Source organism: Rhodococcus sp. 21391 (assembly GCF_016772255.1).
GTDB classification, from domain to species: Bacteria; Actinomycetota; Actinomycetes; order Mycobacteriales; family Mycobacteriaceae; genus Rhodococcus_F; species Rhodococcus_F opacus.
In genome coordinates this window covers 5,533,032-5,545,821 of record NZ_CP063781.1, presented here as the reverse complement: position 1 = coordinate 5,545,821, position 12,790 = coordinate 5,533,032, and the positions used below count along the sequence as shown (strand labels likewise).

The following is a 12,790-nucleotide window of genomic DNA, read 5'->3' as shown; positions in this document are numbered from 1 at the left end:
CGGATGCTTGTGCAATTGCCGATCCGGGGACGGAGCCCCGTATTTCGGCCACCGGGTGGTTTGTTCTCGGTTCGATCCGGCAACCGGTCGCGCGGCAGTTACGGTGATGAGACACTGCCCCGAGGTCAGGAGTCGCCGTGCCCAAGCTGGAGATCAAGAGGAAGTCCGAGCTCTCCCGGAAAGAGGTGTCCGACCGGCTCATCGCGCTCGGGCAGGCCCTCGCGAGTGGCTCCGAGGTGGAGCTGGGCTCGAGTGGCGACTCGATCGAAATCGTCGTCGCAGACCGGGTCCGGTGGGAGCTCGAGATAGAGGTCGACGGCGACGAGACCGAGATCGAAATCGAAATCAGTTGGCGGGACGATCCGTCCGAAGAGTCGACAGCCGACGCGGAACCGGAAACGGCGAGTCCGCCACCGGTCAAGACCGCGCGTCGTGGGCGGCCCCGCAAGAGCGCCGCCAAGTGATCCGCACGTAGCGCGTCTGAATCGTCACCCGGCGGACCTGCGCTGCATTTGGACTCCACTGCCGAAACGCTGTGCTGCCAATACCCTCCGGCCGGAGGAAAATTGGCGGTAACCAGGCCATATCGCGTCACTCGAGGAAGGCAGTCAACCATGTCCGCGGAACACGACGAACCGGTGGCACATCCGAGCCGGACCGAGCGCGCACAACGAGGGGCGGACGCCCGCCGAGACACCCCGCCGGCTGCGCTCGCGGAACACCGTGTAGCCGATCGGCGCGACCCTGTGGGCCTCCTCGAGAAGCAGGCGACGGAGAGAGTCGCGGAACTCGTTCCGATCCGGTACGGGCGCATGGCGGCGACGGCCTTCGCCTTCTACCGCGGCGCCGCCGCGATCATGGCCGACGATCTGTCCCACTCGCCTACCACGGGCCTGCGCACGCAGCTCTGCGGCGACGCGCACCTGAGTAACTTCGGAATCTTCGCCACCCCGGAACGTCGGCTGGCATTCGACATCAACGACTTCGACGAGACACATCCCGGTCCTTTCGAATGGGACGTCAAACGCCTGGTCGCGAGCCTCGCGATCGCGGCGCAGGAGAACGGCTTCAGCAGCAAGAAGACCAGGAACATCACCCGTGCCTGCGCCGCCGAATACCGCGAAACGATGGCCAGTCAGGCGCAACTGGGAAACCTGGGCGTCTGGTACTCCCACATCGAGCCCACAGCGGAACTCGTGGGGCTTCGAGACGAGCTGGACAAGTCGCAGAGGAAACGCGCTCGCACAGCTCTGGAGAAGGCGCGCCGCCGGGACAGCGTCCAAGCGCTCTCCAAGCTGACCGCCGTCGTCGACGGGGAGAGGCGGATCATCAGCAACCCGCCTCTGCTGGTGCCGGTCGAGGAGTTGTACGCGGGCGAAGACCTCGAATCGTTGTACCGAGACCTACGGCATCGCCTGAACGTGTATGTGCAGTCTCTGCGGTGGGACCACCGCGTCCTCTACGACCAGTTCCGGATGATTCAAATTGCCCGCAAGGTGGTCGGGGTCGGCAGTGTGGGCACCCGCACCTGGATCATTCTGATGCTGGGCGCTGACGAAGACGATCCGCTGTTTTTGCAGGTGAAGGAGGCGGGTCCGTCCGTGCTGTCGAGTTACGTCGACGGCCCGTCCTTCGCTGCCGAGGGCGAGCGAGTGGTCAGCGGACAGCGGCTGATGCAGGCCGCGAGCGACATCTTCCTGGGCTGGGAACGTGGCGCGGGCCCCGACGGCGTCGAGCGGGACTTCTACGTGCGCCAACTGCGGGACGGCAAGGGTTCAGCGGTGGTCGAATCCCAGACACCCACCGTCATGATGCTGTACGGGCGATTGTGTGCACGGGTCCTCGCCTATGCGCACGCGCGGGCCGGCGACCGGGTCGCGATCGCCGCCTACCTCGGGGACGACACCGAATTCGATCATGCGATAGCGGAATTCGCCGAAACGTACGCAGAGCAGAACACCCGAGACCATGCTGCCCTCCTCGAGGCCATCACGGGGGCCCGCATCGTCGCGGCTACCGGATTCTGAACAGCGACGTCCCGGGACCGTCCGGTCGTACGCCCGCCCACACGACCGGTGGACCGGCACGGTTCAGAAGATTTGGACGAAGCGGTACCAGTCGGATTCGATGTGCTGATATCCGATCTCACCGTCACGCTCGGGTAGGCCGATCTTGTCGGTGCCGCCCGGCAGATGAGCGACTCCGACAAGATTGACCAGGCCGCCTTCGAGGTAGAAGTGGCACCCGGTGTCGAGCGGCTCGACGCGCCAGGTGTCGTACAGGCCGATCCGCTGGTCGTCGGACGACGGTGTGCACGCCTGCGCGTATGCGGTCAGTTCGCCCACCGACAGCCGCCACCCGAGGTCGGAAGGCACACCGAAGAATACGAGGGTCGCAGTCAGAGCCACCATGGCCGGCGCAAGGCAGATGCGTCGATCCCACCGGTACCGTCCCAGCTGCACGCCGGCGAGGATCAGCCACACGGCACCGAGAATGAGCAGGGCGAAACCAGCCAGCACGACGTACGGGAAGACCGGGTCGATCGGAATCGTGATCACCAGCGTCGCAGCGCAGGCGAACGCGACGAGGGCGGTGAGGACGATTCCGGTCGCCGACCGCCACCACCGCGGCGTGTCCGTCCGGCGGCGCGCAGTGCGTTGCGTCGACTGTGCGTCGCGGCCGTCCGTCATCTGCCCCGGTTCGCCGTCGTGCTCAGTCCCGCGCGGGCGGTGGACCGCCGAAGCCGCGGAGGTCGCGGGCGGTTGTGCCGGGTTCGAAAGCGCTGCCGCCGGGCCCGAATCGTCCGATCACGGTGTGCCGGCTGTCCCAGAGCACCCCGCGGGTGGGGAGGGCCCACCGGTTGGGGAACGCGGACGCGTCGTCCCCGTCGTCCACGGATGGGTCGTGCGCCGAAGCGATGTGCGCGGCGTAGGCGCGCAGCGCGACCGCGAAGGCGTTGGGTTCGCGGCCGGCGTCGAGGAAATGCGCTCGGTCGCCGCACTGCGGGCAGTGCCACGACGCGCGGTCGCATCCGCCGGCGAGGCCGACGGCCGGTGGTTCGTCTCCGGGCGGACCGACGGTGCGATACGCGTCGAACGGGTCGGGCTGCTCGATCCGATCGGGCGCCTGCCGTGCCGCTGCAACCATGTCCCGCCAGGCGGCGTGCACGTCGAAACCCCCGAGCATCAGCACCTCTTCGGGCATCGGGCCGATGAACGGGGAACCCGCGCACAGCACCCGGCTGTGGTCGTGGGCGTGGCTGTACTTCGGGTCGAGAGCCCGGGCGTGCCGCATCTGCTGCACGCGCTCGGTGATCGCGAGCCCGTGCCATTCGCGTCCGCAGTGCGGGCACGGGTCCTGGTTCACGTTCGAGTCGTGCCCGGATCGGTGGTCGTGGTTCGCGAGTTGGTCGTGTACGAGCCGGTCGATCCGGTCGACGAGGTCACGGTCGGTCATGGTGGATACCCACGGTAGCGGCTGCGGCCGCTCTGTGCGGTCAGTATCCCGCGTCGAAGTCGAACTCGTTGATCAGCGTGGCGTCACCCGACAGGTAGCGTCCGAGGTTCTCGACGAACAGATCGACGATCTTCGCGTTCTCGGACGGCACGTTGGCGGCGCTGTGCGGGCTGAGGATGACGTTGTCGGCCGTCCACAACGGCGAATCGTCTCGGAGGGGTTCGGTGGTGGTGACGTCCAGGACCGCCCCGCCCAGCCGTCCCGTCGACAGTGCTTCTGCGAGAGCGTCTTCGTCGATGATCGGTCCCCGTCCGAGATTGACGACCAGTGCGCCGTCGGGGAGGGCGGCGAGTTCCCGGCGTCCGATCAGTCCGCGAGTGTCGTCGGTGAGGGCGCAGGAGATCACGAGGATGTCCGCGGCGGGCAGGTACTCGGCGATCCGGTCCGTGGTGGTCATGCTGTCGAAAGGTGCGCCTGCGGGGCGCGGGGTGCGGGCGACCCCGCTTGCGGTGACGGCGAAGCACCGGAGGAGTTCCGCTGTGCGCGAGCCGATCTTGCCGGCGCCCACGATCAGCGCGTGGCGTCCCGCGAGCTCGGTCGTTTCCTGTTTGCGCCAGGTCCGGGTCTGCCGGTCGGCGATCAGCCGGGGGAGGCCGCGCGCGAAATGCAGAATGCCGGCGAGTGCGAACTCCGCCAGCGGTTCGGCGTGGACTCCCGCGGCGGTCGTCACCGTCAGCGGAGCGCGCGACAGCCCGAATTTCTCGATCAGTTGTCCGGCGCCCGCGGACGTCGCCTGAATCCATCGCAGATTCGGCGACTGTTCGAGGGTGCGTTCGGGGTGCCGCCAGTCGAAGTCGAACATCACGTCGGCGGTCCGCAACATCGACGACCACCGGTCGTGCTCGACGGCCGTCAGATCACGCGGCACCCCGACGTGATCGCTGTGCCATCGAGGCCGGGGGAGCAGGTCGGGTGTGTACGACACCCGGACCCGAGGGTCGCAGTCAGCGATCCTGTCGACCAGGTCCTGCTCGAGATACGACGCGACGAGCACGTCGACGCACGGGTCGGGCACGGTCACTCCTTCACAGCCGGCGGTCGGACGTCGGTGCGCTCGGCTCGACCTCCGACGCGGCGGCAGACTTCGGCATCGCCGCCGCGGCGACGACGAGTACGACGGCCGCGCCGAGGGCGGCGACGAACACCAGATGCAGGGCGCCGGCCAGGTCGGCGGGGGCGGGGTTGTCGGCGCCGCCCAGTCGGGCGTTGACGAGGGCGCCGAACAGGGCGACCCCCACGGCGCTGCCGATGGACCGGGCGAACATGTTGGTGGAGGTGACGACGCCGCGCTCCGACCAGTCGACGCTCGACTGCGCCGCGATGAGGGTGGGGCTCGCGACGAGACCCATGCCGCCGCCGATGACGAAGCAGCAGATCGCCACCTGCCACACCGCCGAGTCGATGGACAGGCTCAACGTGAGAGCGGTGCCCGCCACGACCAGCAGGCTGCCCGCGGTGGCCGTGACCCGGAAGCCGAAGCGCAGGTACACGCGCCCGGAATGCGACGCGGCGATCGGCCAGCCGATGGTCAGGGTGGCCAGCGCGAACCCGGCCACCAGTGCGCCCGTCCCGAGAACGCCCTGGGTGAAGGTCGGCACGTACGTGGTCAGGCCCAGGACGATGGCCCCGACCAGCAGTGAGACGAGACTGCTCGCCGCGAGAACCCTCCGGGTGAACACCCACAGCGGCAGCACCGGTTCGGGGGCGCGCCGTTCCACGAGGACGAAGACGATGAGGAACACGACACCCGCCGCGAAGATGCCGAGGCTGATCGGGGAACTCCACGCCCAGGCCTGCCCGCCTTCGAGGAGTCCCAGGATGAGCAATGTCGCCCCGACTGCCAGGATTCCGGCGCCGGCGTAGTCGATGGACCGCTGGGTGCGCGCCCGCTTCTCGTCGAAGTTGCGGATCAGCATCACCGCCGCGAGCAGGCAGAGAGGAATGTTGACGAAGAAGATCCACCGCCACGACAGGTACTCGGAGAACACCCCGCCGAGGGTCGGGCCGATCACCGCAGACATGCCCCACACGCTGGCCAGATAGCCCTGGGCCTTGGCACGTTCGGCGAGAGTGTAGATGTCTCCGGCGATGGTCATGCTCATCGGCTGGACGGCCCCGGCGCCGAGACCCTGCACCGCGCGGAACGCGATGAGAGCGGGCATGCTCCACGCGATCCCGCACAGCACCGAGCCGACGCCGAACAGTGCGATGCCCAGGAGCATCACCGGCCTCCGGCCGAAGATGTCGGCCAGCTTGCCGTAGATCGGCACCGACACGGCCTGGGTGAGCAGGTAGATCGAGAACAGCCACGGGAACTGGGAGAAGCCGCCGAGGTCCCCGACGATGGTGAAGACGGCGGTGGAGATGATGGTCGCATCGAGCGCGACGAGCGACGTCGTGAGCATCAGTGACACGAGAATCGGTCCGCGTTCCGAACGGAACCCGACGTCGACCGGGGTAGTGTCCGTCGCCATTACCCACCTTCTCCGGTTACCGCGCTCACAAGAGTTCCTGACCAACGGTAACGACAACGGGAGACGAAGTGTTCCGCGGCTGTGCCCGCGACGCCGCTACGCGGTCGCCGAGGATCCGCGGAACGCCGCGCGGTAGGAGTGGGGGCTGGTCCCGACGACGCGCTTGAACCGGTGTCGTGGGGCCGCTGAGTAAGTCCCGCTCACCGACCCGGCGCTCGACGGGAACCGGCTCACCTGGCGCAGTCCATCACCAAGCCGCTGCGCCTCCACTTGCAGTTCGATGTCCTCGTCGAGCGCGACGAGATGACGGGGAAGTCGACGGCGGGACGTCTCCCCAGCTCGAAGGTCAGCGGCCGCCGGTCGGTGCCCGACCGATAGGCTGGGTCACCGTGCGCCCCTCACTCGATTCATACGCCCATCTGGCCGGTGGCAAGGTCCGCGACCTCTACACGATCGACGACGAGCACCTTCTGTTGGTCGCGAGCGACCGGATCTCCGCCTACGACCACGTCCTCAGCACCCCGATCCCGGACAAGGGGCGGGTGCTCACCGCGATGAGCGTCTTCTTCTTCGGCGTCCTCGGTGGCAACAACCATCTGGCCGGTGAACCCGACGACAGCCGGATCCCCGAAGAGGTTCTCGGCCGCGCGCTGGTGGTCCGGAAGCTCGACATGGTCCCCGTCGAGTGCGTGGCCCGCGGCTACCTCACGGGGTCGGGGCTGATCGACTACAACGAGACCGGCGCGGTGTGCGGCGTCGCACTGCCCGAGGGGCTGGTGGAGGCGAGCCAGCTTCCCGACCCGATCTTCACGCCCGCCAGCAAGGCCGAGCTGGGCGAGCACGACGAGAACATCAGTTTCGAGGCCGTGGTCGAGAAGGTGGGCCAGGACCTGGCCGTGAAGCTGCGCGACGACACCCTCGACATCTACGGCCGGGCGTCCAACTTCGCCGCGGACCGGGGCATCATCCTCGCCGACACCAAGCTCGAGTTCGGACTGGACCCGCAGGGCAACCTGATTCTCGCCGACGAGGTCCTCACCCCCGACTCGTCCCGGTACTGGCCGGCCGACGGGTACGAGGCCGGGAAGGTGCAGCCGAGCTTCGACAAGCAGTTCGTCCGCAACTGGCTCACCGGCCCCGAATCCGGCTGGGACCGCGCGTCCGACACTCCGCCGCCGCCGCTGCCCGCGGAGATCGTCGAGGCGACCCGCGAGCGGTACATCGAAGCGTACGAGCGGATCTCGGGTCTGTCGTTCGCGGACTGGGTGGGCTGAGACATGACCTCCGAAGGCGCGAAACTCACCCCGCCGGTCGCGAAGAAGGTTCCCACCGAACGCGTCCACCACGGTCACACGTTCGTCGACGAGTACGAGTGGCTGCGCGACAAGGAAGACGCCGAAGTCGTCGCGTACCTCGAGGCCGAGAACGCGTACACCGAGCAGCAGACCGCGCATCTCGCGCCGCTGCGGGACCAGATCTTCCAGGAGATCAAGTCCCGTACGCAGGAAACCGATATGTCGGTTCCCACCCGCATGGGCGACTGGTGGTACTACGCCCGCACCATCGAGGGCAAGCAGTACGGCGTCCAGTGCCGGGCACCGATCGACGGCCCCGACGACTGGACCCCGCCGGAACTGGCTCCGGGTGTCGAACTCCCCGGTGAGCAGGTGCTACTCGACGGCAACGCCGAGGCCGAGGGTCACGACTTCTTCTCCATCGGCGCCTTCTCCCTCAGCCACGACGGCACGCTCCTCGCGTACTCGGTCGACGTGGTCGGCGACGAGCGGTACACGCTGCGCTTCAAGAACCTCGTGACCGGCGAACTGCTGCCCGACGAAATCCCCGAGACCGCGCCCGGCGCCACCTGGGCCATCGACCACAGTCACGTCTTCTATCTCACCGTCGACGACTCCTGGCGTCCCGACACGGTGTGGCGGCACAAGCTCGGCACCGACCGTGCGCAGGACGTCCCCGTGTTCCACGAGCCGGACGAGCGGTTCTGGGTGTCGGTCGGGTCCACCCGGAGCGAGAAGTACCTCATGATCTGGGTGGGGTCGAAGATCACCAGCGAAGGCTGGGTGCTCGAATCGGAGAACCCCGAGGGCGAGTTCCGGGTGGTGCTGCCGCGACGCGAGGGCGTCGAGTACGGCGTCGAGCACGCGGTCGTCGCGGGGGAAGACCGCTTCCTGATCATGCACAACGACGTCGTCGACGGTGAGAAGGCCGAGAACTTCGTGCTCGCCGACGCGCCGGTGTCCGACCCGACGTCGCAGACCATCCTCATTCCGCACCGCTCCGACGTGCGGTTGGAGGAGGTCGACGCGTTCGCCGACCACCTCGTGCTCGGCTACCGCCGCGAAGCGTTGACCCGGCTGGCTATCTGGCCGCTCGGTGAGGACGGCTACGGCGAGTTCACGGAGATCGAATTCGACGAGGAACTCTTCAGCGTCGGGCTCGGCGCCAACCCGGAATGGCGGCAGCCGACACTGCGGATGGCGTTCACGTCGTTCATCACGCCCGGCCAGGTCTACGACTACGTGCTGTCGACGGGTGAACTCGCCCTGCGTAAGTCGCAACCCGTGCTCGGCGAATTCGATGCCGGAAACTACGAGCAGCAACGCGACTGGGCCGTCGCCGAGGACGGGACGCGCATCCCGCTCTCGATCGTCCGGCGCAAGACGAACGGCGTCGACGACCCCGCCCCGACCCTCCTCTACGGGTACGGATCGTACGAGGCCAGCATGGATCCCGCGTTCTCCGTCGCACGGCTGTCCCTGCTCGACCGCGGAGTGGTGTTCGTGGTCGCGCACGTGCGTGGCGGCGGCGAGATGGGCCGGCACTGGTACGAGACCGGCAAGACGCTTACGAAGAAGAACACCTTCACCGACTTCGTCTCGAGCGCACAGCATTTGATCGACACCGGACGCACCACGCCGCAGCAGATGATCGCCGACGGCGGCAGCGCAGGCGGCCTGCTGATGGGTGCGGTGGCCAACCTGGCACCCGAACTGTTCGCCGGAATCCTCGCCAACGTGCCCTTCGTGGACCCGCTGACGTCGATCCTCGACCCCTCGCTGCCGCTGACCGTCATCGAATGGGACGAGTGGGGCAACCCGCTCGAGAACCCCGAGGTCTACGAATACATGCGCTCGTACAGCCCGTACGAGAACGTGGAGGCCAAGGACTACCCGGCGATCCTCGCGATCACCAGCATCAACGACACCAGGGTGCTCTACGTCGAACCGGCGAAGTGGGTCGCCAAACTGCGCGCCACCAAGACCGGCGACTCGCCGCTCCTCCTCAAGACGGAGATGAGCGCCGGGCACGGCGGTGTCAGCGGACGCTACGAGAAGTGGAAAGAAGTAGCGTTCGAATTCGCGTGGGTGCTCGACACGATCGGCGAGTAGGTACGGGCGGCACCCGCGCCGAGGATGCGATATCTCGGCGTGTGAAAAGCATCGGCGGGCGAGGCGGAAATCGGAGTGTGAGGGGGCTTTCCGCCTCTCAGGCTCAGATGCAGAAGCTGATGCTGGCCGACCCCAGTGGCAAGTTGAGGCAGACGGCGATCGAACCGACTGCCGGGGTCGGTGCGGGAGCGAGCGGTGCGGCGACAGCTGCGGGGGCGGCGAGAGCGCCGAGTGACAGGGTCATTGCGATTGCGGCGAGTGTGGTGGCAATTCTGCTAGACATGTGAAGGTCCTTGACTGAGTTACTGCGAGCCGGAGGTGACTCCTCTCCAATCGTCCACCGATGTGATGCAGGCCACAACCTCTGGCGGAGCTTTTCTCGACCCTCTCCGGTAGTCCCTCCCGTGCCATGTCAATACTGTTGCGCCGCAGTGATAGTCGGATGTCACTTGTACGAGTCGAGCATCTCCTGCGGTAACGGCTGCTCCATGACGACCCTGGATCCGTCCCAGGAGTAGGTGACGACCGCAGGTCCGCCCGACGGGCAGCAATTGGCGTCCTGCTCGCCGAGCCACCTGTACTGCACCGAGTCGGAGGTGTCGGTGGATCCGACCACGTCGGTGTCGGCAAACGATTCGGCTGTCGCGGTGCCCAGATACGTGCCGTCGTGGAAGAACAGCACCTGGGTCGGCGAACTCACCGTTCCCATGGGTGTCTCCGCCGTGGCCCACAGCAGCGTGGGGCAGTCCTCGCCGGCGGCATCGGACGCGGTTCCGGGTACCCACGGATCGCCACCCGGTGCATTGCCGAGCGTCGCGAACGCGTCGCTGACCAGTGCGGAATCGAGGTCGAGACACGGCCCGCTGTGTACTTCTGCGGCAGCAGCGGCCTGTGGGACCGGGGAGGCGGCGGATTCTGCCGCGTTGTCGCTTCCAGTGCACCCAGTGAGTGCGGTCGCAGCCGCAACGGTCAGAAATGCCGCCACGTGAGCCTTCATGTGTTCTCCCTGCATCGTCCCCGACAGGAATTACTTCGCCTCACTCACTGTCTCGCGTGGCGCCGCCGGTTCGTTACGGGGGTCAGCGCAGCGCGTACCGAATCTGCGGGCGCCCCGCCCGGCCGTACTCGGTGTGCCGGGTGAGCACCCCGTCGTCGGCGAGGCGTTCGAGATACCGCCAGGCCGTGACCCGGGAGACACCGATGTCGGCTGCCACCTCGGCCGCCGTCAGCGGTCCGGCAGCGTCACGGATGCACGCGGAGACGTGGTCGAGTGTCTGAGGTGCAACGCCTTTCGGGGACGCCGCACGCTCGTCGGAGGTGCGCAGCGCGGACATCGCCCGATCGATGTCGTGCTGACTCAGCGCGTTGCTTCCGGCGGGCAGGGCGTCGCGGAATTCCCGGTACCGCTCGAGTTTGTCGCGGAACGCCGCGAACGTGAACGGCTTCAGCAGATACAACGCGATACCGCGCGCCACGGCGGTGCGGACCATCTCGAGGTCGCGGGCCGAGGTCACCGCGATCACGTCGGGACTCGGTCGCACGCCGCTCAGTGCCGCCGCCACGTCGAGTCCGCTGGCATCCGGCAGGCCGATGTCGAGGAGGACGAGGTCGATGGGGTCGTCGCTGCCGTTCGCGGCGGCGACCGCGCGCATGGCGCTGCTGCCGTCGTGAACGACGGTGTGGACCGAAAAACCCGGAATGCGTTCCACGTACGCGCGATGCGCCTCGGCGATGAGTGGTTCGTCCTCGACGATCATCACGCGGATCACGGGGCGGCCCCCTCGATCGGGATCTCGACGACGATCATCGATCCGAGCGACGGCTCCGTGTGGATCGTCCCGCCGTGCCGCGCCACCACCTGGGCCACCAACGCCAGCCCGAGCCCGCGCTGACCCGACTTGGTGGAATAGCCGCGCGTGACCGCCTTGTCGAGTTCGTCGGCGGGAATACCGGGGCCGCTGTCGGCCACCCGCACCACCATCATCGAATTCTCCTGACGGACGGTCACTTCCACCCACGCATCCTCTCCCGGGGAATCCGTCGCACCGCGGGCGGCGTCGATCGCGTTGTCCACGAGATTACCCACCAGCGTGACGAGCTCACGCGCACTGAGCGGCGCGACGGGTCCGAGGGCGGTGTCTTCGGTGACGGTCAGGTCGACTCCCCGTTCGGCGGCCACACCCACCTTGCCGAGCAGCAGTGCGGCCAGGGCGGGTTCGTGCACCGCCGTCATCAGGCGGTCGATCAATTCCTGCGACAACCGTAGATCCTCGGTGGCGAACGCGATCGCGTCGTCGTAGCGGCCCAATTCGACCATCGTGATGATCGTGTGCAGACGGTTCGCCGATTCGTGGGCCTGCGACCGCAGCGATTCCGCGAATCCGCGCACGGAGTCGAGTTCGCCCATGACGCTTTGCAATTCGGTGCGATCGCGCAGGGTCAGCACCGTCCCGAGACGCCGTCCCTCCCACGTCACGGGCTCCCGGCTGACGAGCAGCACGCGGTCGGGGGTCACGTGCACCTCGTCCCGGGAATCGTCGTCCTGCGACTGCCGCAACGACTCCGGCAGCGCGGCCACCGGGACGGGGCCCTCCGGGAGATCGAGGAGGCGGCGCGCTTCGTCGTTCACCACTTCGGCCCTCGCGGTGTCACCGCTGTCGCGGCCGAGCACCACCAGGCCCTCGCCGATCGAGTGCAGGACGGCGTCGTGATGCTCGTACATCTGCCGCAGCTCGTCCGGTGCCATCCCCAGCGTCTGACGGCGCAGGCGCCGGCTCAGCAGGAACGATCCGGCCGCCGACACCGCCAGACCGATCGCGGCGACCGCGAAGATGGTCGGAAGGCTCGCGGCGAACTGGTCGCCGATCTTCTCGCGTGTGACGCCGACGGACACGAGACCCGCGATCCGGTCGCCGTCGTACACCGGGGCCACGGCCCGGATCGACGGTCCGAGCGAACCGGCATACGTCTCCGTGAACGTCTCCCCGCGGAGGGCGCGGTCGATGTTCCCGGAGAACACACCACCGATCAGTTCCGGGTTGGTGTGGGTGAAGCGGATGCCGGCGGGCGTCATCACGACGATGAAATCGGTGCCGGTCGCGGCACGGATCTGCTCGGTCTGGGGCTGGAGAACCGCCGTCGGGTCGGGGGACCGCAATGCCTCGACGGTGCCGTCCGACATCGCGAGCGTGGTGGCGACGGCCGTGACGGCGCGTCGGGTGGTCTCGTCGCTGTCGCGACGCTGGTCGACGATGGCCAGTGCGGTCCCGGCCCCGATGACCAGCACCAACACGACGAGCTGCAGGAGGAAGAGCTGCCTCGCGACGCTCATGGGCCGTCTCGGCGGATGGTGCGGCAATGCATTTCTCCTGAACGTAATGAACACAAACTTCT

Annotated in this window: 12 protein-coding genes and 1 pseudogene; 5 read left to right on the top strand and 8 right to left on the bottom strand. The window is 67.6% G+C overall.

Going from position 1 to position 12,790, the window contains the following annotated elements:
* The first annotated feature begins 137 nt into the window (after positions 1-137).
* Positions 138-464: an amphi-Trp domain-containing protein gene (locus GO592_RS25555; RefSeq protein WP_007301027.1), complete on the top strand. Its 327-nt coding sequence runs from the start codon at positions 138-140 to the stop codon at positions 462-464.
* 150 nt (positions 465-614) lie between these two features.
* A complete protein-coding gene (locus GO592_RS25550; protein WP_007301028.1) occupies positions 615-2,027 on the top strand; it encodes a DUF2252 domain-containing protein in 1,413 nt (470 codons plus the stop codon).
* A 63-nt stretch (positions 2,028-2,090) separates the two neighbouring features.
* Here the strand turns inward: GO592_RS25550 and GO592_RS25545 are convergent, their stop codons facing one another.
* From GO592_RS25545 to GO592_RS25530, 4 genes are read right to left on the bottom strand one after another with little or no spacing between them, the layout of a single operon-like run.
* Positions 2,091-2,690 carry a hypothetical protein gene (locus tag GO592_RS25545; protein ID WP_007301029.1) on the bottom strand — a complete coding sequence of 200 codons (600 nt, stop codon included), beginning with the start codon at positions 2,688-2,690 and terminating at the stop codon, positions 2,091-2,093.
* Positions 2,691-2,712: 22 nt separating this feature from the next.
* Positions 2,713-3,456 carry a hypothetical protein gene (locus tag GO592_RS25540; RefSeq protein ID WP_007301030.1) on the bottom strand — a complete coding sequence of 248 codons (744 nt, stop codon included), beginning with the start codon at positions 3,454-3,456 and terminating at the stop codon, positions 2,713-2,715.
* A gap of 40 nt (positions 3,457-3,496) precedes the next feature.
* Complete coding sequence (locus GO592_RS25535) at positions 3,497-4,537, bottom strand: D-2-hydroxyacid dehydrogenase (protein WP_039952922.1); 1,041 nt, start codon at positions 4,535-4,537, stop codon at positions 3,497-3,499.
* Positions 4,538-4,541: 4 nt separating this feature from the next.
* The gene (locus tag GO592_RS25530) at positions 4,542-5,990 is read right to left on the bottom strand and encodes an MDR family MFS transporter (protein WP_007301032.1); all 1,449 of its coding nucleotides are present in this window, start codon (positions 5,988-5,990) and stop codon (positions 4,542-4,544) included.
* 193 nt (positions 5,991-6,183) lie between these two features.
* Here GO592_RS25530 and GO592_RS46590 point away from each other — a divergent pair.
* The 3 genes and pseudogenes from GO592_RS46590 to GO592_RS25520 all read left to right on the top strand — a co-directional run.
* Positions 6,184-6,368 (top strand): annotated as a pseudogene (locus GO592_RS46590) (hypothetical protein); the annotation flags it as partial.
* 11 nt (positions 6,369-6,379) lie between these two features.
* Positions 6,380-7,264, top strand: a complete 885-nt coding sequence (locus tag GO592_RS25525; RefSeq protein WP_007301033.1) for a phosphoribosylaminoimidazolesuccinocarboxamide synthase — start codon at positions 6,380-6,382, stop codon at positions 7,262-7,264.
* Between the two features lie 3 nt (positions 7,265-7,267).
* Positions 7,268-9,397 (top strand): S9 family peptidase, encoded by a 2,130-nt coding sequence (locus tag GO592_RS25520; RefSeq protein WP_007301034.1) that lies wholly within the window; start codon positions 7,268-7,270, stop codon positions 9,395-9,397.
* 103 nt (positions 9,398-9,500) lie between these two features.
* Here GO592_RS25520 and GO592_RS25515 read toward each other — a convergent pair whose 3' ends face one another.
* From GO592_RS25515 to GO592_RS25500, 4 genes are all read right to left on the bottom strand, one after another.
* On the bottom strand, positions 9,501-9,680 hold the full coding sequence (locus tag GO592_RS25515) for a hypothetical protein (protein WP_005244417.1): 180 nt from the start codon (positions 9,678-9,680) through the stop codon (positions 9,501-9,503).
* A gap of 162 nt (positions 9,681-9,842) precedes the next feature.
* Positions 9,843-10,394, bottom strand: a complete 552-nt coding sequence (locus tag GO592_RS25510) for an LppP/LprE family lipoprotein (protein ID WP_007301035.1) — start codon at positions 10,392-10,394, stop codon at positions 9,843-9,845.
* Positions 10,395-10,476: 82 nt separating this feature from the next.
* The gene (locus GO592_RS25505; protein WP_005254836.1) at positions 10,477-11,166 is read right to left on the bottom strand and encodes a response regulator; all 690 of its coding nucleotides are present in this window, start codon (positions 11,164-11,166) and stop codon (positions 10,477-10,479) included.
* Positions 11,163-12,728, bottom strand: coding sequence for a sensor histidine kinase (locus tag GO592_RS25500; protein WP_007301036.1), 1,566 nt, complete (start codon positions 12,726-12,728; stop codon positions 11,163-11,165). Before GO592_RS25500 ends, GO592_RS25505 begins: the two co-directional genes overlap by 4 nt.
* Positions 12,729-12,790 lie beyond the last annotated feature (62 nt).

Bases quoted from the DNA above. Each gene is read 5' to 3' on its own strand.
- GO592_RS25550 (WP_007301028.1), top strand. From the start codon at position 615: ATGTCCGCGGAACACGACGAACCGGTGGCACATCCGAGCCGGACCGAG.
- GO592_RS25545 (WP_007301029.1), bottom strand. From the start codon at position 2,690: ATGACGGACGGCCGCGACGCACAGTCGACGCAACGCACTGCGCGCCGC.
- GO592_RS25540 (WP_007301030.1), bottom strand. From the start codon at position 3,456: ATGACCGACCGTGACCTCGTCGACCGGATCGACCGGCTCGTACACGAC.
- GO592_RS25530 (WP_007301032.1), bottom strand. From the start codon at position 5,990: ATGGCGACGGACACTACCCCGGTCGACGTCGGGTTCCGTTCGGAACGC.
- GO592_RS25520 (WP_007301034.1), top strand. From the start codon at position 7,268: ATGACCTCCGAAGGCGCGAAACTCACCCCGCCGGTCGCGAAGAAGGTT.
- GO592_RS25515 (WP_005244417.1), bottom strand. From the start codon at position 9,680: ATGTCTAGCAGAATTGCCACCACACTCGCCGCAATCGCAATGACCCTG.
- GO592_RS25510 (WP_007301035.1), bottom strand. From the start codon at position 10,394: ATGAAGGCTCACGTGGCGGCATTTCTGACCGTTGCGGCTGCGACCGCA.
- GO592_RS25500 (WP_007301036.1), bottom strand. From the start codon at position 12,728: ATGAGCGTCGCGAGGCAGCTCTTCCTCCTGCAGCTCGTCGTGTTGGTG.